Annotated in this window: 20 protein-coding genes; 11 read left to right on the top strand and 9 right to left on the bottom strand. The window is 71.0% G+C overall.

The window, feature by feature from the left end; all coding sequences use genetic code 11:
• Window positions 1-2: 2 nt before the first annotated feature.
• Both M8J73_RS06175 and M8J73_RS06170 read left to right on the top strand, forming a co-directional pair.
• Window positions 3-917 carry a HipA family kinase gene (locus M8J73_RS06175; RefSeq protein WP_055536845.1) on the top strand — a complete coding sequence of 305 codons (915 nt, stop codon included), beginning with the start codon at window positions 3-5 and terminating at the stop codon, window positions 915-917.
• Window positions 914-1,234, top strand: coding sequence for an Rdx family protein (locus tag M8J73_RS06170; RefSeq protein WP_055536844.1), 321 nt, complete (start codon window positions 914-916; stop codon window positions 1,232-1,234). The genes M8J73_RS06175 and M8J73_RS06170 overlap by 4 nt, the downstream gene beginning before the upstream one ends.
• Window positions 1,235-1,247: 13 nt before the next feature.
• Here the strand turns inward: M8J73_RS06170 and aceB are convergent, their stop codons facing one another.
• Both aceB and M8J73_RS06160 read right to left on the bottom strand, forming a co-directional pair.
• Entirely contained in the window at window positions 1,248-2,873 is a 1,626-nt protein-coding gene (gene aceB, locus M8J73_RS06165) for a malate synthase A (RefSeq protein WP_055536843.1), read from the bottom strand.
• A 198-nt stretch (window positions 2,874-3,071) separates the two neighbouring features.
• Complete coding sequence (locus tag M8J73_RS06160; RefSeq protein ID WP_055536874.1) at window positions 3,072-3,659, bottom strand: nucleotidyltransferase family protein; 588 nt, start codon at window positions 3,657-3,659, stop codon at window positions 3,072-3,074.
• 588 nt (window positions 3,660-4,247) lie between these two features.
• On the opposite strand from M8J73_RS06160, the gene M8J73_RS06155 reads away from it, so the two are divergent.
• A complete protein-coding gene (locus M8J73_RS06155) occupies window positions 4,248-4,535 on the top strand; it encodes a DUF5955 family protein (protein ID WP_055536842.1) in 288 nt (95 codons plus the stop codon).
• 130 nt (window positions 4,536-4,665) lie between these two features.
• On the opposite strand, the gene M8J73_RS06150 is transcribed toward M8J73_RS06155, so the two are convergent.
• On the bottom strand, window positions 4,666-5,451 hold the full coding sequence (locus M8J73_RS06150) for a maleylpyruvate isomerase family mycothiol-dependent enzyme (protein WP_055536841.1): 786 nt from the start codon (window positions 5,449-5,451) through the stop codon (window positions 4,666-4,668).
• Window positions 5,452-5,696: 245 nt separating this feature from the next.
• On the bottom strand, window positions 5,697-6,494 hold the full coding sequence (locus tag M8J73_RS06145) for an IclR family transcriptional regulator (protein WP_055536840.1): 798 nt from the start codon (window positions 6,492-6,494) through the stop codon (window positions 5,697-5,699).
• Window positions 6,495-6,769: 275 nt separating this feature from the next.
• Between M8J73_RS06145 and allB the strand changes: the two genes are divergently transcribed.
• The 3 genes from allB to M8J73_RS06130 all read left to right on the top strand — a co-directional run bounded on the left by allB (window position 6,770) and on the right by M8J73_RS06130 (window position 9,993).
• A complete protein-coding gene (allB, locus tag M8J73_RS06140; RefSeq protein ID WP_055536839.1) occupies window positions 6,770-8,107 on the top strand; it encodes an allantoinase AllB in 1,338 nt (445 codons plus the stop codon).
• A 50-nt stretch (window positions 8,108-8,157) separates the two neighbouring features.
• Window positions 8,158-9,273 carry an allantoicase gene (alc, locus tag M8J73_RS06135; RefSeq protein ID WP_055536838.1) on the top strand — a complete coding sequence of 372 codons (1,116 nt, stop codon included), beginning with the start codon at window positions 8,158-8,160 and terminating at the stop codon, window positions 9,271-9,273.
• 93 nt (window positions 9,274-9,366) lie between these two features.
• Complete coding sequence (locus M8J73_RS06130) at window positions 9,367-9,993, top strand: dihydrofolate reductase family protein (protein ID WP_055536837.1); 627 nt, start codon at window positions 9,367-9,369, stop codon at window positions 9,991-9,993.
• 291 nt (window positions 9,994-10,284) lie between these two features.
• On the opposite strand, the gene mdlC is transcribed toward M8J73_RS06130, so the two are convergent.
• From mdlC to M8J73_RS06115, 3 genes are all read right to left on the bottom strand, one after another.
• The gene (mdlC, locus tag M8J73_RS06125; RefSeq protein WP_055536836.1) at window positions 10,285-11,922 is read right to left on the bottom strand and encodes a benzoylformate decarboxylase; all 1,638 of its coding nucleotides are present in this window, start codon (window positions 11,920-11,922) and stop codon (window positions 10,285-10,287) included.
• A gap of 54 nt (window positions 11,923-11,976) precedes the next feature.
• Complete coding sequence (locus tag M8J73_RS06120; protein WP_055536835.1) at window positions 11,977-13,467, bottom strand: aldehyde dehydrogenase; 1,491 nt, start codon at window positions 13,465-13,467, stop codon at window positions 11,977-11,979.
• A 135-nt stretch (window positions 13,468-13,602) separates the two neighbouring features.
• Window positions 13,603-14,382: an IclR family transcriptional regulator gene (locus M8J73_RS06115; protein ID WP_055536873.1), complete on the bottom strand. Its 780-nt coding sequence runs from the start codon at window positions 14,380-14,382 to the stop codon at window positions 13,603-13,605.
• A 192-nt stretch (window positions 14,383-14,574) separates the two neighbouring features.
• Between M8J73_RS06115 and M8J73_RS06110 the strand changes: the two genes are divergently transcribed.
• Window positions 14,575-15,807, top strand: coding sequence for an FAD-dependent monooxygenase (locus M8J73_RS06110; protein WP_055536834.1), 1,233 nt, complete (start codon window positions 14,575-14,577; stop codon window positions 15,805-15,807).
• A gap of 551 nt (window positions 15,808-16,358) precedes the next feature.
• Here the strand turns inward: M8J73_RS06110 and M8J73_RS06105 are convergent.
• Window positions 16,359-17,270 carry a LysR family transcriptional regulator gene (locus M8J73_RS06105; protein WP_055536833.1) on the bottom strand — a complete coding sequence of 304 codons (912 nt, stop codon included), beginning with the start codon at window positions 17,268-17,270 and terminating at the stop codon, window positions 16,359-16,361.
• Between the two features lie 207 nt (window positions 17,271-17,477).
• Between M8J73_RS06105 and M8J73_RS06100 the strand changes: the two genes are divergently transcribed.
• Window positions 17,478-19,013, top strand: a complete 1,536-nt coding sequence (locus tag M8J73_RS06100; RefSeq protein WP_240500899.1) for a carotenoid oxygenase family protein — start codon at window positions 17,478-17,480, stop codon at window positions 19,011-19,013.
• A gap of 8 nt (window positions 19,014-19,021) precedes the next feature.
• Window positions 19,022-19,681 (top strand): MBL fold metallo-hydrolase, encoded by a 660-nt coding sequence (locus tag M8J73_RS06095; protein ID WP_055536872.1) that lies wholly within the window; start codon window positions 19,022-19,024, stop codon window positions 19,679-19,681.
• A 721-nt stretch (window positions 19,682-20,402) separates the two neighbouring features.
• On the opposite strand, the gene M8J73_RS06090 is transcribed toward M8J73_RS06095, so the two are convergent.
• Window positions 20,403-21,050 (bottom strand): TetR/AcrR family transcriptional regulator, encoded by a 648-nt coding sequence (locus M8J73_RS06090; protein ID WP_055536831.1) that lies wholly within the window; start codon window positions 21,048-21,050, stop codon window positions 20,403-20,405.
• Window positions 21,051-21,233: 183 nt separating this feature from the next.
• On the opposite strand from M8J73_RS06090, the gene mhpA reads away from it, so the two are divergent.
• Together mhpA and M8J73_RS06080 are read left to right on the top strand one after the other, a co-directional pair.
• Window positions 21,234-22,790 (top strand): bifunctional 3-(3-hydroxy-phenyl)propionate/3-hydroxycinnamic acid hydroxylase MhpA, encoded by a 1,557-nt coding sequence (gene mhpA / locus M8J73_RS06085; protein ID WP_055536830.1) that lies wholly within the window; start codon window positions 21,234-21,236, stop codon window positions 22,788-22,790.
• Entirely contained in the window at window positions 22,787-23,881 is a 1,095-nt protein-coding gene (locus M8J73_RS06080) for an alpha/beta hydrolase family protein (RefSeq protein WP_055536829.1), read from the top strand. Before mhpA ends, M8J73_RS06080 begins: the two co-directional genes overlap by 4 nt.
• Window positions 23,882-23,883 lie beyond the last annotated feature (2 nt).

Genomic DNA, 23,883 nt, shown 5'->3' with positions numbered 1-23,883 from the left:
AGATGCTGAGAGAGGTCACCGCCACCCGCTACATCGAGCCCCTGCGCTCCGGTGGCTCCGTCCCCGGCGTCGTCGAGGCCGACGACCTGGGCACCTACGTCGTGAAGTTCACCGGCTCCGCGCAGGGCCGCAAGGCGCTGGTCGCCGAGGTGATCGTGGGGGAGCTGGCGCGAGCGCTCGGGCTGCGGTTCTCGGAGCTGGTCCTCGTCCACTTCGACCCGGCGATCGCCGACGACGAGCCCCACCAGGAGGTACGGGAGCTGCACGGGGCGAGCGCGGGACTCAACCTCGGCATGGACTATCTGCCGGGGGCGAAGGACTTCACCCCCGAGGTCGCCAAGGCGTTCCCCGTGGATCCGGTCGAGGCGGGCCGGATCGTCTGGCTCGACGCCCTCACTGTCAACGTCGACCGTACGGTCCACAGCTCGAACCTCATGGTCTGGCCCACCCTCGGCACCGTCCCCCCGCGGCTGTGGCTCATCGACCACGGCGCCGCCCTCGTCTTCCACCACCGCTGGGACGCCTCGGACCCCGCGAAGGCGTACGACTTCCGGCACCACGCCCTCGGCCACTACGCACCCGACGTCCGCGCCGCCGACGCGGAGCTGGCGCCGAAGGTCACCGAGAGCCTGCTGCGGCGGATCGTGGCGGAGATTCCCGACGCCTGGCTGGCCGCCGAGGACGGGTTCGCGACGCCCGACGAGGCGCGCACGGCGTACGTCGACTACCTCCACGCGCGCGTGCGGGCCTCCGCGTCCTGGCTCCCCACGGACTTCCCGTCCCGGGAGGAACTCGCCGCCGAGGAGGCGCTCCGCGCGGCGAGAACACAGCAAGGCCGCCCGGACTGGCTCAAGCGGGTCCCCGATCTGCACGGCAAACCGGCGGCGGAACAGGATTGGTCGGTGCATCTCGGATGACGGACAGCACGGACACGACGGACGCGGCGACCGGCACGGCGTCCCCCGCCCCCCGGCGCGTGTCGATCGAGTACTGCACCCAGTGCCGCTGGCTGCCCCGCGCCGCCTGGCTCGCCCAGGAGCTGCTCACGACGTTCGAGGCCGAGCTGACGGAGCTGTCCCTCAGGCCCGGCACCGGTGGCGTCTTCGTCGTCCGGGTCGACGACGAGGTCGTCTGGGACCGCCGCGAGCAGGGATTCCCCGAGCCGACGGCGGTGAAGAAGCTCGTACGCGACCGAGTGGCCCCGGGAAAGACCCTGGGCCACTCGGAGCGGTGAGGTCCGGCGGGCCTCAGCCGCGCAGCCGCTCGTACGCCGGCAGCGTCAGGAAGTCCGCGTAGTCCTCGTCGAGGGCGACCTGGAGGAGCAGGTCGTGGGCCTGCTGCCAGTGGCCGGCGGCGAAGGCGTCCTCGCCGATCTCGGCGCGGACGGCGGCCAGTTCCTCGGCGGCGACCTTGCGGGCCAGCTCGGGCGTGGCCTTCTCGCCGTTCTCGAACTCGACACCCGCGTTGATCCACTGCCAGATCTGGGAGCGGGAGATCTCCGCGGTGGCCGCGTCCTCCATCAGGTTGAAGATCGCCACGGCGCCGAGGCCGCGCAGCCACGCCTCGATGTAGCGGATGCCGACCTGGACGGCGTTGACGAGGCCGTCGTAGGTGGGCCTCGCGTCGAGCGAGTCGACCGCGATCAGGTCGGCGGCCTCGACATGGACGTCCTCGCGCAGCCGGTCCTTCTGGTTCGGCCTGTCGCCGAGGACCTTGTCGAAGGACTCCATGGCGATCGGCACGAGGTCGGGGTGTGCCACCCAGGAGCCGTCGAAGCCGTCGTTCGCCTCGCGGTCCTTGTCGGCGCGGACCTTCTCGAACGCGACCTTGTTGACCTCGGGGTCCCTACGGGACGGGATGAACGCCGCCATGCCGCCGATCGCGTGCGCGCCGCGCTTGTGGCAGGTACGGACGAGGAGTTCGGTGTACGCCCGCATGAACGGGGCGGTCATCGTGACCGCGTTGCGGTCCGGGAGGACGAACCGGGTGCCGCCGTCACGGAAGTTCTTCACGATGGAGAACAGATAGTCCCAGCGGCCCGCGTTCAACCCGGAGGCGTGGTCGCGGAGTTCGTAGAGGATCTCCTCCATCTCGTACGCGGCCGTGATCGTCTCGATCAGCACCGTGGCGCGGATCGTGCCCTGCGGGATGCCGACGTAGTCCTGGGCGAAGACGAACACGTCGTTCCAGAGGCGGGCCTCCAGGTGCGACTCCGTCTTCGGGAGGTAGAAGTAGGGGCCCTTGCCGAGGTCGAGCAGCCGCTGGGCGTTGTGGAAGAAGTACAGGCCGAAGTCGACGAGGGCGCCGGGCACGGGCGTGCCGTCGGCGTCGACGAGGTGACGCTCGTTCAGGTGCCAGCCGCGCGGGCGCATGACGACCGTCGCCAGCTCCTCGTTCGGGCGCAGCGCGTACGACTTGCCGGTGCGCTCGTCGGTGAAGTCGATGTTCCGGGTGTACGCGTCCGCCATGTTCACCTGACCCAGGACGACGTTCTCCCAGGTCGGGGCGGAGGCGTCCTCGAAGTCCGCGAGCCACACCCGGGCGCCCGAGTTGAGCGCGTTGATGGTCATCTTGCGGTCGGTGGGGCCGGTGATCTCGACCCGGCGGTCGTCCAGGGCGGCGGGCGACGGGGCCACCTTCCAGGAGTCGTCGGCGCGGATAGCGGCCGTCTCCGGGAGAAAGTCGAGCGTGGAGGTGCGGGCGATCTCCGCGCGGCGCTCTGCCCGGCGGGCGAGCAACTCGTCGCGCCGGGGCGTGAACCGGCGGTGCAGCTCGGCCACGAAGGCGAGGGCCGCGTCGGTGAGGATCTCTTCCTGGCGGGGCAGGGGCTCGGCGTCGACGATGGCCAGCGGGGACGGCGCTGGTGCGGACATGAGCTGTCACTTCCTTCAGCGGGCGTGGCACCGGGTGTCAGTCGACCCGGGTAGGGCTGGGAGCGCCCTTGGGTCACGAGAGCGCTTCTGAACAGTGGATACTAGTTTCCTCATGGTGGAAGTTCAATGTTTTGTTGATGTCGAGATTCTCCGGGTCGAGTCAAGGCGGCGCTGGGTGCCACTCCGCTCACGCACCGCTCATTCGAGATGGGCGAGGTCGGCCTCGGTGTCGATGTCGTAGGGCCGCGCCACGTCCCCGCACTCGACGAGCGTGATCTCCTCCGCGTGCGCCTTCAGGTAGGCACGTGCCCCCCGATCGCCGGTGGCAGTCGCCGCGATGCCCGCCCAGTGCTCGGCGCCGAAGAGGACGGGGTGGCCCCGTTCCCCGCCGTAGGCGGCGGCCACGAGCGCCTTGCCCGCGCCGGCCGACTGGTACGCGGCGAGCACCCGGGCCACGGCCTCCGGTCCGATGCCCGGCTGGTCCACGAGCGACACCAGTGCCGCCTCGGCGCCCGTCCCGGCGAGCGACTCCAGTCCCGCGCGCAGCGACGAGCCCATGCCGTCGGCCCACCGCGGGTTGTCCACCAGGACGCAGCCGGGCAGTTCGGCCCGGGCGCGTACGGTCGCCGCCTCCGCCCCGAGGACCACATGGATCCGCGAACAGCCGGCCGCCCGCAGCACCGCGACCGCGTGTTCGACCAGGGGGCGCCCGCGATGGGGGAGCAGCGCCTTGGGGCGCCCCCCGAGCCGCCGCCCGCCGCCCGCGGCGAGCAGGAGCGCGGCGATACGGGGTGACGGGCCGCCGCTCTGTGCGCCCTGGCCGGCGGCGTGTCCGCCGCCGGGTGCGCCTTGGTCGACGGCCTGTCCGCCGCCGGGTGCGCCTTGGCTGACGGCCTGTCCGCCGCCGTGTACGCCCTGGCCGGCGGCCTGTGTGCCCCGCTCGGCGGCCGGTTGGTCGCCGTCGTGTGCGGTCTGCCGGTCACCTCGGCCCGCAGGCGGCCGGTCGTCCCGCTCTCCTGCCCGCCGGTCGTTGCGCCCTCCTGTCCGCCGGTCGTCCTGACCTGCGGTCTCCGCGTCGTCTCGGCCTGCGGGCCCCCGGTGGTCGTGTGTCATGTGCCCTGCATACCCGAACCGGCGTGCGGGTGCCCATCAACCGGGGGCCGGTGGCGTCCGCCGGTAGGGGAATCCTTGGGGCTGAATTTCGGTCCTCGGTGTGGCGCTCGCCATACCGTTGGCGTTTACTGGCCCGCGCCACCCCCGGCGGACGACCTGCGCCAGGGGCGGCCGGTCGTGCGACGGGGTGCGGCCGGGTCTCGCGCGCGACGGTGTGCGTGAGGGGGGAGAGCTGGGTTGCGGAGCTTGGGGCAGAGGCCAGTGACCGGCAGTGGCGAGGATGTGAGGGTGGCGGAACTGCGGTCCGCCGTGTCCCGGTTGCGTCGTGAACTCGCCGCGCATCCTGCCGAGTTCCCTGATCGGGGGATCGCGGAGGACGAGTTGGCCGCGCTGGCGGCGATGGTCGTGAGCGGCATGCCCGAGGTCCCGCGGTTGCGACGGTCCCTGCTGTTGATCGCGGGGGCGATCGGCTCGGTCAGCGCGCTCGCGCGAGGGCTGGCGGAGGTACGCACGGCAGTCGACCTGTTCGGCGAACCGCCGGGTCGGTGACAGCCGGGTCCGTGACACGGGCAGGTGGTTGTCGGACCGGTGGTTGTCGGGCCGGTGACCGCCGGGGGTTTCGCCCCGCCGTCCCCGGCCCGTCACCACCCTCTCCGGTGGGCCGTCGCCTCCTGGCCGACTACTCCTCCGGTTCCCAGGCGCGAAGCAGGTCCAAGAGCCCGGCGTCCCCGTCGATCCGTACGGCGTCTGCCGGGATGCGGTCGTACATGAAGAGGATCAGTTCTCCTGCCGTGCCGTGGACGGAGACGCCGGCCGCGTCCGGGCCCTCACCGGCGGTGGTGGTGGGCAGGCGGTCGGAGCGGGCGCCGTCCCCGTCGACCGTGAGGCGCCAGGAGGCACCCTCGGTGGCGTGGAAGTCGAACGTCGCGGGCTTGTGCGGCCAGGGGGCCGTCGTGGCGCAGCAGGTGGACAGGAACTCGTCGACGCCGTCGAGCGCCACCGCGTCCGGCAGCGGCCGCGGAGCCCCCAGGGTGAGCTGAACGTCGTAGGTGTGCACGGCGGTCTCCTGGACCCGGTGCCGGGCGACGCCACCGGAGGTGGGCGGCGACTGCGCCGCGCTCCACCACGTCCAGCAACCGGCGTCCGGGCCGACCGCTCGCAGCGCGCCCAGCAGCAACTGGGTCGACTCGGCCAACCAGGCCGACAGGGCCTCGGGCTCTCGTGGCGCCACCAGGGCGGCGCGCTCGGCGACCGCCTCGGCCGCCGGAGCGTCAGCGGGTCCTGCGGCGACGAGGGTGGCCCAGAAGCGGTCGCCTCCGCCCAGGTGCTGTGCCAGGTCGAACAGCGTCCACTCGGGACAGGTCGGCACCCGCGCGTCGAGATCGGGCGCGGCGGCGACCGCGCCCCGGAACGCGATCGACCGTTCGTCGATCAGCCGCAGCAGGTCGGAGAACTCAAGTGTCATGGCCACATCGGGTATCTATCACCACACCCCGATGACCGGACAGCGATTTTCGCCGACGACGCACGCGCCGCTCGGCACGGCAGTCGGACGGCGATGAAGGCCTGGCCGCAGGCCCATGCCCTCAGGGGCGCGGGGCCGTGACACACGCGGCTCCGCCGCCCGGGCGCGAGCAACTCCCAGACCAACTCCCATGCATCCGCACGCGCCGCCGCACCCGCACCCCCGAGCCGAAACGCGCCCGGCCCTCAACCCCCCGTGTTGGCGAGCGCCTCCGACAACTCCGCCGCCACCTGCTGCAGCACCGGCACGATCCGTTCCGTCGCCGCCTCGGTGACACGGCCCGCCGGGCCGGAGATGGAAATCGCGGCGGCGGTGGGGGAGTTGGGGACGGAGACGGCGAGGCAGCGGACGCCGATCTCCTGCTCGTTGTCGTCGACGGCGTAGCCCAGGTCGCGCACCTCGGCGAGCGCGGCGAGGAAACCGTCGGGTGTCGTGATCGTCTTCTCCGTCGCGGCGGGCATCCCGGTACGGGACAGCAGGGCCCGGACCTCGTCGGCGGGCAGGTCGGCGAGCAGGGCCTTGCCGACGCCCGTGGAGTGGGGCAGCACGCGGCGGCCGACCTCGGTGAACATCCGCATGGAGTGCTTGGACGGCACCTGCGCCACATACACGATCTCGTCGCCGTCGAGCAGCGCCATGTTCGCCGTCTCGCCCGTCTCCTCGACCAGCCGCGCCAGATAGGGGCGGGCCCAGGTGCCGAGCAGCCGGGACGCCGACTCGCCGAGGCGGATCAGACGCGGGCCGAGGGCGTAGCGCCGGTTGGGCTGCTGGCGCACATAGCCGCACACCACCAGGGTGCGCATCAGCCGGTGGATCGTGGGCAGCGGCAGCCCGCTGCTCGCGGACAGCTCGCTGAGGCCGACCTCGCCGCCGGCGTCCGCCATCCGCTCCAGCAGATCGAAGGCGCGCTCGAGGGACTGGACGCCGCCGCTGGACGAGGACGACTTGGTGGAGTCGGTGGTGCTGGCGCTGGACGTCGGCACGGCGCGGGTCCTTTCACGAAGGCAGGCGAAGTCGCAGCCTACCGGGCAGTTCGTTGACTGCTCGCTTGCACGTCACTATGTTCTGCCTGGTGGAATTCTCATTCCGGGAAATGAAAATATCCAGGGCGGCGGGATAGGGAGCAGAGTGGAGGTAGGGGGCTCTTGACGGGGCCCGACCTGGAGTGAAGACTCCTTCAACAGAACGTTGAATTCCGTTACGTGGAAGTAAAACCGGCGGACGCGGAAGAAAAAACGGCAGGACGAGAGGGGTCCGGGTGTCCGACGCTGAACTGGTGCTGCGCTCGACGCGGGTCATCACGCCCGAGGGATCGCGCCCCGCCGCGGTCGCGGTCGCGGACGGCCGCATCACGGCCGTCCTCCCGTACGACGCCGACCTGCCCCCCGGCGCCCGTCTGGAGGATCTCGGCGACGACGTCCTGCTGCCGGGGCTGGTAGACACCCATGTGCACGTCAACGATCCGGGCCGTACCCACTGGGAGGGCTTCTGGACCGCGACGCGCGCCGCGGCCGCCGGTGGCATCACCACCCTCGTCGACATGCCCCTCAACTCCCTGCCGCCGACCACGACCGTCGACCACCTCCGTACGAAGCAGGAGGTCGCCGTCGACAAGGCGCACATCGACGTCGGCTTCTGGGGCGGCGCGCTGCCCGACAACGTCAAGGACCTGCGCCCGCTGCACGACGCCGGCGTCTTCGGCTTCAAGGCGTTCCTGTCCCCGTCCGGCGTCGACGAGTTCCCGCACCTCGACCAGGAGCGGCTCGCCCGCTCCCTGGCCGAGATCGCGGGCTTCGGCGGACTGCTCATCGTGCACGCCGAGGACCCGCACCACCTCGACACCGCCCCCCAGCGCGGCGGCCCCCGGTACGCCGACTTCCTCGCCTCCCGCCCGCGCGGCGCCGAGGACAGCGCCATCGCGTCCCTCATCGACCAGGCCCGACGGCTCGACGCCCGCGTGCACGTCCTGCATCTGTCCTCCAGCGACGCGCTGCCGCTGATCGCCGCCGCCAAGGCCGACGGCGTACGGATCACCGTGGAGACGTGCCCTCACTACCTCACCCTGACCGCCGAGGAGGTCCCGGACGGGGCGAGCGAGTTCAAGTGCTGCCCGCCGATCCGCGAGTCCGCCAACCAGGACCTGCTGTGGCAGGCGCTCGCCGACGGCACGATCGACTGCGTGGTCACCGACCACTCCCCGTCCACCGCCGATCTGAAGACCGACGACTTCGCCACCGCCTGGGGCGGTATCTCCGGCCTCCAGCTGAGCCTCGCCGCGGTCTGGACGGAGGCCCGCCGGCGCGGCCACACCCTGGAGGACGTGGTCCGGTGGATGTCGACCCGCACGGCGAGCCTCGTCGGCCTCGACCGCAAGGGCGCCATCGAGGCGGGCCGCGACGCCGACTTCGCCGTGCTCGCCCCGGACGAGACGTTCACCGTCGACCCGGCGGCCCTCCAGCACCGCAACCGGGTGACGGCGTACGCGGGCAGGACGCTGTACGGCGTCGTCAGGTCCACCTGGCTCCGCGGCGAACGCATCGTCGCCGACGGCGAGTTCACCGCACCGAAGGGACGGCTCCTCACCCGCACCCCCTGATCCACTCCGCACCCGCGGCGGCCCACAACCGAGAGGCAGACCTGATCAACGTGACGGCGATCGTGAACTTCACCGGCGACGCGAACCCGTACGGCGGCGGTGACCCGTACGCGGACTACCGCACCGCCGACCTCCCCTTCACCCACTACGCCGACCTCGCCGACCGCAGGCTCGGCGCCGGTGTCATCGCCGCCAACGACGAGTTCTTCGCCCAGCGGGAGAACCTGCTGCTGCCGGAGCGGGCCGAGTTCGACCCGGAGCACTTCGGGCACAAGGGCAAGATCATGGACGGCTGGGAGACCCGGCGCCGCCGGGGTGCCTCGGCCGACCACCCCTGGCCGACCGCCGAGGACCACGACTGGGCACTGATCCGCCTGGGCGCGCCCGGCGTCGTCCGGGGCATCGTCGTCGACACCGCCCACTTCCGCGGCAACTACCCGCAGGCGGTCTCCGTCGAGGCCACCTCGGTGCCGGGCACCCCCTCGCCCGAGGACCTCCTCGCCTCCGACGTGAAGTGGACGACCCTCGTACCGCGCACCCCCGTCGGCGGCCACGCGGCGAACGGCTTCGCCGTCTCCGTCGAACAGCGCTTCACCCACCTGCGCGTCAACCAGCACCCCGACGGCGGCATCGCCCGCCTGCGGGTGTACGGCGAGGTCGTCCCGGACCCCGCGTGGCTGGACGTCCTCGGCACCTTCGACGTGGTCGCCCTGGAGAACGGCGGCCAGGCGGAGGACGCCTCCAATCTCTTCTACTCACCGGCCACCAACACCATCCAGCCCGGCCGCGCCCGGGTCATGCACGAGTGCTGGGAGACCCGTCGCCGCCGTGACCAGGGCAACGACTGGATCCGCTACCGCCTGGCCGCGCAGTCCCAGATCCGTGCCCTGGAGATCGACACGGCCTATCTGAAGGGCAACGCGGCGGGCTGGGCCACTGTCTCGGTCCGGGACGGCGAGGACGGCACCTGGACGGAGATCCTTCCGCGCACCCGCCTCCAGCCCGACACCAACCACCGCTTCGTGCTCCCCGAGCCCGCGGTGGCCACCCACGCCCGCATCGACATCTACCCGGACGGTGGCATCTCCCGTCTGCGCCTCCACGGCTCCCTGACGGAGGAGGGCAGGACGCGGCTGGCGGCACGCTTCCAGGAACTCGGCGCCTGACAGCATTCGTCCTGGCCGCACCGATGAGTTGCGGGCCCTCGCGGAGTCTGAGGTGATGACAACAGATCCCGCACCAGGAAGCAGGCGATCGCCATGGGCAAGCTCGTCTCGACCGTCTTCGTCACCCTCGACGGCGTCTACCAGGCCCCCGGTGGCCCCGAGGAGGACACCCGCGGCGGCTTCGAGCACGGCGGCTGGAGCTTTCCGTACGCCGACGACGACTTCGGGAAGTTCGTCGACGAGAGCTTCGGCAGGGTCGGCGCGTTCCTCCTCGGCCGCCGCACGTACGACATCTTCGCCTCGTACTGGCCGAAGATGACCGACCCGGCCGACCCCGTCGCCGGCAAGCTGAACACACTGCCGAAGTACGTCGCCTCCACGACCCTCACCGATCCCGAGTGGTCCGGTACCACGGTCATCGGCGGCGACCTCGCCGATGAGGTCACCGCCCTCAAGGAGCGCACCGACGGCGAACTCCAGGTGCACGGCAGCGGCGCGCTGGTCGGTTCCCTGATCGACCTCGGCCTCCTCGACACCCTGCACCTGCTGACCTTCCCGGTGGCGCTCGGCTCCGGCCTCCGGCTGTTCCGGGAGGGAGCCGTGCCGACGGCCTTCCGCCACGCGGGAGGCCGGATCACCGGCAAGGGCGTCTCGATCCAGACGTACGAGCGGGAGGGGCGCCCCACCTACGGCAGTTTCGCCCTGCCCGAGGACGCCTGACGGAGCGTCGTCGTGTGAAGGAGGACGGGCCGTCCGTGAACTCCGGTTGACTCCCGGAAAACTTCACGGACGTGCCCGCAAAATCCTCGGACTTGTCATTGGCATGTCATCGTCTACGCGCGTCATCATGAGGCCATGCGGTTCCCCCCACGCACAGCGCGCGCCACGCGTCTCGGCGCCACCGCCGCCCTGCTGAGGCTGCCCGTCGCACCGTGTCGATGGCGGGCGCACGGCATCACCGGCGCGCTCTCGGCGTTGCCGGTGATGCCGTGTGTGGGGCGCCGATCCGGCCTATCCGTAGGTGAGGTCGGCGGCCACGGCGATGTCGAGGACCAGCGGTGTCGTTCTCGTGGCGAGGCCCTGGAGGATCTCCGGGAGGGTGGATGCGAGCTGCTCGTAGGAGTCGACTCGCAGGGCCGGGCAGCCCAGACCGGCGGCGATGTCGGAGATCCGCACCTCGGTGAAGGAAGGCCATGGCGGTTTGCCCTGACCGGACTGCTCCGCAAGCCGGTCCATGATGGCGTAGCCGCCGTTGGACAGCACCAGGAAGAGCACGCCGATCTCGTAATGGGCCGCACTCCACAGGCCCTGGATGCCGTACATCGAGGAGCCGTCGCCCAGCACCGCCACCACCGGCCGCTCGGGGGCACCCGACTTGAGCCCGATCGCGGCCGGCAGGCCGAAGCCCAGTCCGCCGGCGGCGGCGCTGACGAAACCGAGCGGAGCACGTGCGGGCACACGCCGGTGCAGCTCGGGACGGCTCGACGGCGACTCCTCGACGAGGATCGTGTCGGCCGGCAGGCCCGCGGAGAGCAGGTCGAACACGTGGCCTGGACGCATCGGCTCTCCACCGGTCGGCTCCGGCAGAGGGTCCGCCGGGACACGGAAGGCAGCAGGCGCGCCGGTCCGGGCTCCGATCCGCTCGACGAGCGCACGGCACGTCCTGGACACATCGGCGACCAGAGCGAGATCGGCGATGCTGTGGTGCGTCTCGTCGGCGTACGGCGTGACCTGGACGACTGTCGCGCCTTCGGGTACCAGGTCGCCGGGTTCGCAGGGGTACTGGCGCAGCACGGGTGCGCCGAGGACGAGGAGCAGATCGTGCTCGGCCAGTGCCGTCCGTACGCCCGATCGGCCGGGCGGAAGGTGTCCGGCGAAGGATGGATGGTCCTGCGGAAAACCTGCCCGTGCCCCGAACGGCTCCTGCCAGACGGGCGCTGAGAGCCGTTCCGCCAGAGCCGTCAGGGCGGCCCAGCTCGCGGCATCGTCGGCGGCCGCGCCGACGACCAGCGCTGGGTTGCGGGAGCCGTCGATCCGCTGTGCCAGGTCGTCGAGTTCGGCGCCCAGTGTGGCCGCGCCACGGCGCAGGTCGAGCGGCGCGGCGCCGCGGCGGCTTTCGGCGGGCTGAACCCAGTCGTCCATGGGGACCACGACGATGGCGGGCCCCGCGCCTGTGATCGCCTCGTGGTGCGCTCGGGCGATCGCGGCCGGTACGTCCTGTGCGCGCAGGGGGTTGCCGGTCCACACGGGATAGTCTCCGATGAGGCTTTCGAGCCGTCCGGCGAGGAAGGGGTCGTACGCGAGATGGCGCCGGTCCTGCTGTCCGGCCACGACGACGAGTGGTGCCCGGTTGGTCCGTGCCGTGGCGAGAGCTCCGGCGGCGTTGGCGAGGCCGGCGGTGGTGTGGAGGTTCACGAAGGCCGGGCGGCCGGTGGCGATCGCCCATCCGGCGGCCGTACCGACCACGGAGCCCTCGTGGAGTGCCAGTCGGAATGCGATGTCGTCGGGCAGGCCGGTGAGGAACGGAATCTCGGTCGAACCCGGGTTGGCGAAGACGGTCGTCATCCCGAGGCGGCGCAGCACGTCGAAGACGGCGTCGCGCACGGTCTGAGGTGAGGAGCCCGAAACAGTGCTGCCCTCGGTGGTCATGGTGTGCTTCTCCTTGCGAGCGGTCAGGTCGAGGGGCGGGAGAACGGGCGGCGCTCAGATCGGGTAGTGGCGCTCGCCGGACTGGAGGGTGACCCAGCGCAGCTCCGTGAACTCCTCCAGCGCCGCACGTGAGCCGAACCGTCCCCAGCCACTCGCGCCGACACCGCCGAACGGCATCTGCGGCTCGTCGTGGACGGTAGCGCCGTTGATGTGGCAGATGCCGGAGCGGATACGGCGGGCGACTGCGAGTGCCCGTCCACCGTCTCGGCCGAAGACGCTCGCGGACAGGCCGTATTCGGTGTCGTTGGCGGTCGCGACGGCTTCCTCGTCGTCGGCCACCTCGATGATCGAGACGACCGGTCCGAAGGTCTCCTCGTGGTAGATCCTCATCTGCGACGTGACACCGCGCAGCACGGTCGGCCGGACGTAGAGACCGTCAGAGGTCCCGCCCGTGAGTACCTGGGCGCCGTGCGCGACGGCGTCCTCGATCAGGGCGACCACATGGTCGCGTGCCCCGGCATGTACGAGGGGGCCGATCTGCGAGGTGTCGTCGTCGGGCGGACCCACCACGAGTTGGGCGGCGCGCTCGGCCAGCAGGGTGCTCAGCTCGTCGGCGACGGACCGCTCGACGATGACCCGCTCAGTGGACATGCAGATCTCGCCCTGGTTCATGAACGCGCCGAAGCCGGCTGCCGCCGCGGCCGCCTCCAGGTCCGCGTCGTCCAGCACGAGCAGCGGGGCCTTGCCGCCGAGTTCGAGAACCACGCGGGTGAGGTGGCGCCCTCCGAGCTCGCCGATCACGCGCCCCACCTTGGTGGAACCGGTGAAGTTCACGCGTGTGCTGGCCGGATGGGCGATGAGAGCCTCCACTATTTCGGGGGCATCCGCGGGGTCGTTGCTGACGAGATTGACCACGCCGTCGGGGGCGCCGGCGTCGTGGAGGATCCGCACGATGGCGGCCTGGGTGAGCGGCGTCTGCTCGGAGGCCTTCAGGACAACGGTGTTGCCGTAGATCAGCGGCATCGCGATGGCGCGGACGCCGAGGATCAGCGGCGCGTTCCAGGGGGCGACACCGATCACGACACCGGCCGGCTGGCGTACGCCGAGCGCGGTGAGGCCCGGCACGTCGGAGGGGATCACCTCACCCACCGCGGAGTACGCCTGGGCGGCGGCCTCGGTGAGCATGCCCTGTGCGACATGGACGTTGAAGCCGCACCACGGCCGGGTGGCACCCATCTCACGGCCCATGGTCGCGGCGAGCTCCTCGGCACGCTCGCCGAAGAGCTCCGCCGCGCACGCCAGCACGGCTCGACGGCGGGCAGGGGGAAGCTCGGCCCAGGCCGGCAGCGCGGCCGCGGCGGCGTCGACAGCAGTGTTCACGTCAGCGACGGTTGCCGCGGCCACGCGAGCGATCGGCTGCCCGGTGAGAGCCTCATGCGTCTCGACGTACCGGCCGTCCTGTGCCGGCACGGACTTGCCGGCGATGAGCAGGTCGGAGGTCGTGGCTTTTGACGGCTCGGCGGGAGCTGCTTCGGTGGTGGACATCAGGGTTTCTCCTCCGCGGCTCGGGGTCCCGAGTGCACGGCTGCTCCACGGGTTCCGCGGGGAGTATCCGAAGTCACATGCGGCGGGACAATGCGCCCGTTCGTTCAATGAACATCCGGTACATCTGGTGGAGGGTCAGCCCTGGCGGACTTTGATCCCGGGCTGCCAGCCGAGCCTCCGCGAGATCGCCAGACCGCTCGTGATCACTGAAGGGAGGACGGCTTGCGTCTGCACGGAGCTGCTGCGGACGACGACGGAGAGCGCGGCGACCACCCGGCCCTCGTGGTCCATGACCCGCGTCGCGATCGAATCCGCACCCTCGGTCAGCTCACCACGCACCAGCGAACTGCCCGTGCGCCGGCACTCGGCGAGCTCACGGCGAATCGCCTCCGGATCGGTGACCGTACGCGACGTGAACCGCTGCAACGGGCCTCCCAGCACCTCGTTCATCAGCTCGGTGCCACCGTGGCCGAGAAGGATCTTGCCCACTCCCGAGCAGTGCAGCGGCAGCCGACCGCCGACCCCGGAGACGAGGTCGAGCGCCTGCGGCGCCGACAGCCGCTCGATGACGACGGCTTCCCTGCCTTCGAGGACGGCGAGCTGCACATGCTGATGCAGGGCGCTGTAGAGGTCTTCCATGTACGGCTGCGCCATCGTGCGCAGCGACTCGGTCAGTGGCGCCAGAGTGCCCAGCTGCCACAGCCGCAGGCCGACGACGAACCGGCCGTTCTCCCGCTGTTCCAGCGCGCCGGCGGCGGTGAGCTCCCGCACCAGTCGGCGAGCGGTGGGGTGCGGCAGACCTGTCTTTCGTCCGAGCTCGGCCAGACTCAGCTCGCTCTGCCCGGCCTCGAAGGAGAACAGCAGGTCGAGCAGGCGGGAGCTCACGCTTCGCCCGGGTTCGCTCGTTCGGGGCATGGAGCCGTCACCTCCCCTCCCGTCGATCGGCAGGACCGGCATGTTCGTTCAATGACTCATGATGCCCCCGACCTCACGGTTCTGGGCACCATGAGCGCGCCGGATGCCGCACGGCGCCGGAATGCCACCACCCACACCGTCCCGCCGACCGTGAAGCCATGAGACGGGCGATGAAACCAGAGGGGCTTCCTCATGACAACGCACGAGACCCGACCGAGGATCGCGATCCTGGGAGGCGGCATAGGCGGCCTCGCCGCGGCCGCATTCCTGCACCGGGAAGGTCTGTCCAGCACGGTCTACGAACAGGCACCCCGGCTGGGAGAAGTGGGCGCCGGCCTGGTCGTAGCACCCAACGCCGCACGCCAGTTGCGCAAGCTCGGCGTCCTCGACGAGTTGCGCAAGGGTGCTGTGCAGCTCGTCGTGGGCTGGGAGTTCCGGCGCTGGCAGGACGGGACGGTCCTGTCCGCCGAAGACCTCGCCGCCTCCTGCGAGCGGCTCTACGGCGAGCAGACCTACACCGTCCACCGCGCCGACCTGCTGGCAGCGATCCAGTCCCGGGTATCGGCCACGAGCATCGAACTCGGACGCAAGTGCGTCGGCGTCTCACCCCGCGGCGACGCCCTTGAGATCGACTTCGCCGACGGCACCAGAGCCGAGGCCGACATCGTGATCGGTGCCGACGGTGTCCACTCCGTCGTACGGGGCTGCCTCTTCGGAACCTCACCCGCGACCTACTCCGGCATCTGCGCCTACCGCGCGCTCGTCCCCGCCGACCAGGCACCGGACTTCGCCCGCCGAGCCGCCCAGACTCTGTGGATCGGCCCAGGCCGTCACCTGGTCCACTACCCCGTCTCCGGTGGGCGGCTCGTCAACGTCGTCGCCTTCGCGCCGGCCAGGGACTACACCGTGGAGTCCTGGACCGCCACGGCCACCGTCGGGGAGTTCCTCACCGAGTTCGACGGCTGGGACCCCCGTCTCGTCGACCTCATCCGTGCCTCCGGAACACCCGGCCGATGGGCCCTGCTGGACCGGGCGCCCCTGCCTCGGTGGACGGTCGGCGGGGCCACGCTGTTGGGTGACGCCGCCCACCCCATGTTCCCGTTCTTCGCGCAGGGCGCCGCCCAGGCGATCGAGGACGCCGCCGTCCTGGCCCGGTGCCTCGCGGACGGCATGGGCAACCCGACCGCCGCGCTGCGGCGCTACGAAGTGCTGCGCATCCCTCGCACCACCCGTCTCCAGACGGTCAGCCACGGCCGGTCGCACATCAACCATCTCGACGACGGACCCGAGCAGCGTGAACGCGACGCGCTCTACGCCCAGGAGGACCCCCTCGTCGCCAACGGATGGATCTACGGCTACGACCCGGACGCCGAGCTGAGGCCGGCCGCAGCCCGCAGATCTGGCTGCCCATCGACTTCGGTCTGAGCAGACAGGCGCCGGCCATCAGCAGCGTGAGGCGAAGCCGGTGGCCGGGACCGGACACGGTCCGTTCGGATGGCGGGTCGTCACCGGCCGCTGCCGACAGGGACGGGGGCGAGGGCACGAGGTAGGCATGCGAGAACTCCACGTGGCGTGTCGGGAGAGAAGGTCTCCGGTGGCGCGCGGCCCACGCACGTGCGGGCCGCGTGGCAGGGGCAGCGGAGCGTGGGGCGCCGTACGGCTGCCGGGCGGTCGCGCAGGCGGCGGAGAGGTCCGGCGCCTGCGCCGACCCGACATCGGTGAGGGGGAGCGGCTCCGGCGCCGGGTGGAGACGACTATGGGCCAGCGGGCAGGTGCTGCCTAGGCCCTGTCCGATGGAGATCACAGATGTGGATCATCGATGTGTCGGATGCCGCTACGTCCTGGATGCCCGTCCGCCCCGTCCGCCCTGTCCGTCGTGGCCATGAGAGGGGGCTCGCCCGGCTCCGAACGTCGGCGGAGGGCCGCCGGCGGCGCCGCCTGGATCTGGACGTGCTGTTCTCGGCGTGTCCTTCGGGTCAGGTGCTGCCTCCTCCGGGCAGGAGGGCGAGTGCGAGCCGCAGGAAGGCCTGGGCCGCGGGGGAGGCCGGGGCGGGGTCGCGGTGCACGAGGGCCAGTGGCTGGAGTGCCTGGGGATCGTCGAGGCGCAGGACGCAGTCGGCGTGGTCGGCGGGGACGATGGCGTCGGCCACCGGGCGGGGTACCACGGTCACCCCGATGCCCTCGATCGCCAGCGAGGTGAGATCTCCCGCGTTCCGCAACGCGCAGACACCCCTGCGGCGGGCCCGCGCGCGGTCGAACGCGGCGTCCACCTGCGCGCGAAGTCCCGTGTCCGGGCCGCATTCGAGGAAGCGCTCGTCGGCCAGCTTGCCGAGATCCGTGACGCCGGTCCCACGCAGCCGGTGCCGACGGCCCACCACGGCCACGAGAGGCACCAGGCGGAGCAGGTGGTACGCGATGCCCTGGGGCAACTGGTGCTCGTGCAGGGCGATCACGGCGACCTCGAGTTCGCCGGTCAGGAGCTGGGCGGCGGCCTCCACCCCGTCGGCGTCGGAGAGGATGACCTCGACCGCGGGGTAGGCCTCCTGGTACTCCCGCAACAGGCCGAGCTGGTCGATGTCGCCGGCCGTGAGCGCCACCGAGCCGATGCGCAGCCGTCCTCGCACGAGTCCGTCCAGCGCGGCGATGTCTGCGTGCATCTCCTGCACTGCCGTGAGCACCCGCCGTGCGCAGGCCACGAAGGTCTGTCCGGCCTGGGTCAGCCGGACGCTGCGGCTCGTCCGTTCGAACAGTATGGTCCCGACCTCCCTTTCGAGCTGGGTGATCTGGTGGCTGAGCCCGGACTGCCCGATGCGGCAGCGCGCTGCGGCACGGGTGAAGTTGAGCTCGTCGGCGATGGCCACCGCGTACTCCATCTGCCGCAGATCCATCGCAATCTCCGATCATTTCGTGCGTGATTGAGTGTTGGACGCTGAAGGCGTGACCGAGACATCATGGGCAAGACGAGCTGCTGAGCTCATATCCACCAGCGCTTCCACCCGATTCCGCGATGCCTGAGCTCGCAGTGGAGCGCCGATGCTCAGGATCATCCATCACATTCTTCGCTTGATTCAGACCTTGTCACAGGGAAGAGAGCCATGGCCACTGCAACGACGCAGCCCGGCGGAACGCCCGGACAACAGCCCGTGGGCACCCAACCGCCTCCGGAGACCATGCAGTTCCCGGACACGCCGAAATTCGGGGGGTTCTTCGCTCCGTCGCGGATCGAGGCGGATGTCCACGACCTGGAGGTCGAGGGCCGCATCCCGCCCGAGCTGTCCGGCGCCTTCTACCGTGCCGCCGCGGACACCCGGTACCCGCCGCGGTTCGCCAATGACGTGTACATCAACGGCGACGGCATGATCCACATGGTTCGGTTCGAGAACGGCCACGCCGATCTGAAGACCAAGTACGTCCGTACCCGGCGCTTCGAGCTCGAACACCAGGCTCGCCGGGCCCTGTTCGGGGCGTACCGCAACCCCTACACCGACGACCCGTCCGTGGCCGGCGTCGACGACGGCAACGCCAACACGTCGATCATCTGGCACGCCGGCAAGCTGCTCGCGCTCAAGGAAGCGGCGCTCCCGTACGAGTTGGACCCGCTGACCCTGGAGACGAAGGGCGTCCACGACTTCTCCGGCCAGATCACCGGACGTACCTTCACCGCACACCCCAAGCACGATCCGCGCACGGGCGAACTGATCGCCTTCGCGTACAACGCCAGCGGGCTGCCGGACAAGCAGATCCACATCTACGAGATCTCGGCCTCCGGCAAGGTCACCCGCTCCCAGACCTTCGAGGTGCCGTACTCGTCGATGGTGCACGACTGGCTGGTCACCCGGGACCACTTGGTCTTCACGATCTCGCCCATGGTCGCCGATCCTGAGCAGCTGAAGAGGGAGGAGCAGTACTTCGTCTGGGACCCGAACCGGGAGACCTACGTCGCGATTATCCCCCGTGAGCAGGGCGTGAGCGGCATCAAGTGGTTCCGCAGCGAGCAGCTCATGGAGACGCACTCCCTTAATGCGTGGACCCACGGCGACACTCTGGTCGCCGACCACTTCGTCACCAAGTCCGGCTGGTTCTCCCAGTTCCCGAAGACGACCGTCGGCCTACTGCCCGAGCAGCCGCCGTTCCTGCACCGCTGGACGTTCGACCTCACCCAGGGCGCCGCTCACTGGGACGACGCCAAGAACACCTACCGCAGCGAAAAGCTCATCGCCTCGCCCGGTGACATGCCCCGCGTGGACCCCCGTGTGCTGATGGAGAAGCACCGGCACGGGTGGATCGGCGGTATGCATCCCGACGAGCCGAAGTGCGAGGTCGGCCCGATGGGCCCGCCGTTCAACTCCCTCATCCACCGCGACAACGACACCGGTGAGACGACGCACTGGGCGCCCGGCGAGCACGCCGCGCCCGAGGAGCCGGTGTTCGTGCCGAAGTCGGCAGACGCCGCCGAAGGCGAGGGCTACCTGCTGTCGCTTGTCGGCCGCCGCGACCAGAACCGGCACGACCTGGTCATCCTCGACGCCCTCGACATCGCCGCCGGCCCCATCGCCACCGTGAAGATCCCCTTCCGGCTGCGCTACGGCTTTCACGGCACGTGGGTTCCCGACAACGAACTGCGAAAGTGAGCGGCCAGATGCGACTCATCAGGTGCGGACACGCCTGTATCCGGCTGGAGCGGGACGGCGTGGTCATCGTCATCGATCCCGGTGTCTTCTCCGACCCCCGGGCACTGGAGGGTGCCGACGCGGTGCTCGTGACGCACGAACACGAGGACCATTTCGCCGAGCCCGTGCTGCGCGCGGCGGCCGAGGCCGAGCCCGCCCTGCGGATCCGGGCCGACCGTTCGGTGGCGGACCGGCTCGACGGGCTCGGCGCCGGCCGGGTCACCGTGGTCGGTGACGGAGACGCCTTCGACATCGGGGGCATCGGCGTCGAGGTGCACGGGGAACTGCACGCCCCGACCCACCCGGACTTCCCTCAGGTCACCAACGTCGGCTTCCTGGTGGGGAACACGGAAACGGGCGGCACTGTCTTCCACCCGGGCGACGCGTTCACCGTGCCCACCCGCCCGGTGGACACGCTCCTGGTGCCGGTCCACGGGCCGTGGTCCAAGACCGGCGAAGTCGTCGACTACGTCCGCGAGATCAAACCCCGGCGCGCTCTGTCGATCCACGACGCCGGTCTCAGCGAGGTCGGGAACTCCCTGGTAGACGGCCTGCTCAAGGCGGGTGTACGGGACTTCGCCACCGGCTATGAGTCGGTGGCGGTCGGAACCGGGATCGAACTCACCTGATGGCTCCTTGACCCGCGGGCCGGAGAATTCCCAAGGCTCGCGACGCAGTAGCCGGGACGGAGTGCCGCAGCGAGCTCGTGAGCGACCTACGGGACCGCACTCGTGACGCCGAACCGGTCGAGTGCGGTCCGGGCCGGGCGCGCCGCGGACCGGCTGACGCGCGAGGCCGGCCCGGGCAGCATGGTGCTCTTCTCGTCCGCCTCCTCCCGGCTCGCGCACCGCGACCACGCCCGGGTGTGCTCCGGCGGGACGCCGGCCAGCACGGTGCCCTTCGCCGGGCGTTGAACTTGGTCCTCGTACCCACACCTCGCGCCGACGAGAACCGTTCGTGGTCGGCCAGAGCCGCGCGGACCTGGTCGCAGCGGCGCAGCGGGGAAGGCCCCAGGCGTCGTATGCGGTCAGCCGTACAGCGGGGCCTGCTTCCCGGAGCTGGCGGAGCGCGGGATACGGTCCCGCAGCACGTCGTCGGCGAACAGGCCGACGTCGGAGGTGGGCAGCGGCAGGGTCGCATGCATCGACAACCCTCCTTCGAGTTGCTCGGACCACGACGGAGCTCCGGAGGTGGAAGAGGACTGAGCTGTCGGCACGAGGGCGCGGGAAGCGAAGAGAAGCGAACCTCTGTGTGAGTCAGTACTCACACATAGGGTGAGCGTGAGCTCACAACCACTCGCGTCGCGTCAAGCCCTGTGTGCGCACTTGTGCGCAACGGCGAGCCAGGCGGTCAGCGGCCGTCCGGGGTGCCGAGGAGGTAGGAGATGACCGCCGTCTGGAGGTGGCTGCGCAACTCGCCCCAGGGCAGCGGGCGGTCGGACTCCAGAAACTCGCCCTGCGTGATGCGGTGCGCGATCGTCGCATAGACCAGGCGGAAGGCGAAGTCCAGCGCGGCCTCGGGATCCGGGTGCGCGACGGGGATGTGACGCAGAGCCTCGGCGAAGTTGCGGTTGCCCTCGACGCTGATGCGCGAGCCTTCCGCCCGTACCGCTTCATGACGGGTGCCGAGCAGCAGAAAGACGCGCAGCAGAGACTTGTAGGCCTGGAAGACGTCGGTGATCGCTCCGACCGCCTCGGCGATCGCCACGGCCGGATCGCGCAGGAGGCGCAACCGCTCCGGGGACATGCGCCGGGTGATCTCGGCCTGGAGGTTCTCGGTGAAGGCGTGCTGGATGGCCAGCAGAAGTCCTTCCTTGTCTCCGAACCGGCGGTAGATGCTGCCGACCGCCATACCGGCCCGCTCCGCGACCGCGGCCACGGTCAGCGCGTCCACTCCGCCCTCTTCGAGCAGCGCGTACCCGGCCCGCATGAGGTCCTGCTGCGAACGGCGACTGCCTTCCCGGAGGGCGGCAGGCCTGCGGGTGGGGGACTCGGTCATCTGCGCAGTTTATCGACCGGGCTCTTGACGTCCACGTTGCCGGCATGTGAATCTCGCTTCACTATCGAGTGTGAATCTGAATTCACACGAAGCTGCGGCGTGCACCGCACGGTCGAACCGCACCCCTCTCCCTTCCCACCACGACCCCTCGCAACGGCGCGGGGCTGTCTCTGGAGGTGTCCGATGGCACCGCACTACGACATCGCGGTCGTCGGCTACGGTCCGACCGGACTCGCCGCGGCCTCTCTGCTCGGCCGGCTCGGCAACCGGGTGGTGGTGTGCGAGCGCTGGCCGGCCCTGTACGGCCTGCCCCGGCTCACCCACATCGACGACGAGACCGCACGCACCGTCCAGGCGGCGGGCGATGTCGACGACGCACTGCGCGACTCGTCCCTGTGCGAGTACCTGTGGGTCAACGGAAAGGGAGAGACGCTGGTGCGCATCCCGGCGAACCCTGACGGCCCGATGGGATATCCGGACCACATGTCCATGTACCAGCCGGACGTGGAGCAGGCGATCGACAAGCAGTTGCGCGGTTACGGCACGGTCGACGTCCGCCAGGGCTGGGCGGTCACCGGCCTCGACCAGGACGACGACGGCGTCACCCTGCGCCTGTGCGGCTGGAACACCGAGACGATCTGTGCGGACGGTCCGGACGACGAGGTCCGGGCCCGCTATGTGATAGCCGCCGACGGCAGCCGCAGCGGGGTGCGGGAGATGCTCGGGGTCGAGCGAGAGGACTTCGGCTTCAACGAGAGCTGGGTCAACATCGACACCGAGTGGCTGCGCCCGCAGCCACCGGAGTTCGCCTACGGCACCCAGTACTGCGACCCTGCGCGCGGGCACATGACGATCAACATCGGCACGACCCGGCAGCGCTTCGAGTTCGCCCTGCTGCCGGGCGAGACCCGCGAGGAGATGACCGCGCCGGAGACGGCCTGGCGGCTGCTGCGGGAGTACCACGACCTGGGCCCGGACGATGTACGGATCACCCGCCAGCTCGTTTACGGCTTCGAGGCCCGCATCGCCACCCGCTGGCGCACCGGCAGGGTCTTCCTGGCCGGCGACGCCGCCCACACCATGCCCCCCTACCTCGGCCAGGGCGCGTGCAGCGGCATCCGCGACGCCACCAACCTCGCCTGGAAACTCCACCTCGTCCTCGGAGGGTCGGCGCCCGAGGCTCTGCTGGACACCTACGAGAGCGAGCGCCGCCCACACGTCACCGCCCTCACCCACATGGCGATCGGCCTCGGCAAGGTCGCCAACACCCACGACGTCGAGGCTGCGGCGGCCAGGGACGCCGCGTTCTTCGCGGGCAAGGTGCCCCCGCCGCCCCCGTTCCCGCCGCTGAGCGGCGGTGTGCTGCGCAAGGAAGCCGGCACACCGGTCGGCACCCTCACCCCGCAGGGCCGCATCCGTCTGGCCGACGGCCGCACCGGCCGCCTCGACGACCTCACCGGCTATGGCTTCACCCTGGTGGCCGCCGAGGACCCGACCACCGCCCTCGGCCCGGAGCGCCTCGCCGTGCTGGAGCGCCTGGGCTGCGCCGTGGTCGCCCTCGACACGGCCCGCGACCTCGACGGGCGGCACCGGGAGTACCTCCAGCGGCTCGGCGCGGTCGCCTACCTGGCACGCCCCGACTTCGTGCTGTTCGGCACGGCGGCCGACAGTACGGACCTCGGCGGGCTCGTGGACGACCTGGACGACGCGCTGTCCGGCACGGCCAAGGCGGTCGTATGACGCCCGCGACCCCCGGAACAGCTGACCTGCCGCCGCTGGTGGCGGCCCAGCACCGGGCCATGCCCTTCACCCGGCTCACCGACTGCGGCATGGACCCGGCCGACGCCCGCCGCCTGCTCGCCGACACCGCGGCCGGGACGCCGTGGCAGGACGCCGCCGCGGCCCTCGCACAGACGCAGCTGGAACGGGCCCGCGTGTCGGAGGGGGCGGGACACCGCACGACCGCCCGGCAGGCGTACCGCTACGCCTCCGCGGCCTGGATGTTCGCGCAGATGGCGCACCAGACCGACACCGCGGAGAAACGGGATCTGTACGCCCGGCACACCGCCGCGACCGCCGCTCTCGCACCCGGCGTGGAGCGCGTGGAGATCACTCACCGCGACAGCGTCCTCGGTGGCTGGCTGTGTATGCCGGAGGCCGCCACGCCCCGGGCCACCGTCATCGTCTGGGGCGGGCTCAGCGGCTGGGGCGCCGCGTACCTGCCCGTCGCCGACGCGTACACCGCACGCGGCCTGGCCTGTCTGCTCGCGGAGGGCCCCGGGCAGGGAGAGTCGCGGCTGCGCCACGGACTGTACGTCGATGAACGCGTCACCGACGGCTTCGCCCGCTTCATCGACCTGGTCGAGGCCGATCCCCGTCTCGGCGGCGCGATCGGAGTGCAGGGCATCAGCTTCGGCGGCCTGTTCGCCGCCCACCTGGCCGCCGCCGACCCGCGCGTCGGCGCGGTGGTCGTCAACGGCGCCCCGGCCGCTCCCACGGTCCCGGAATTCCGCACCGCCCGCGAGCAGATGGCCGCCGTGGTCGGCACCGACGACCTCTGCCGGGTGACCGAGGTCATGAACGCCCTGCGCTTCGACCCGGACAAGCACCGCATCACCTGCCCGCTGCTCCTGCTGCACGGCGGCCAGGACCCCCTGGCCCGCTACGAGGACCAGGAGCCCTTCCTGCGTGCCGCCGATCCCGCCGCCGCCACCGTCCGCGTCTGGCCCGACGGCGAGCACACCCTCTACAACCACGCGGCGGAACGCGACGCGCTCACCGGCGACTGGTTCACCGACCATCTCACCCATCAGGGCACCCCGAAAGGTTAGGA

The organism is Streptomyces neyagawaensis, assembly GCF_023516595.1.
GTDB classification, from domain to species: domain Bacteria; phylum Actinomycetota; class Actinomycetes; order Streptomycetales; family Streptomycetaceae; genus Streptomyces; species Streptomyces neyagawaensis.
Note: the sequence above shows the minus strand (reverse complement) of the source record. Positions and strands in the feature narration are given on the sequence as shown.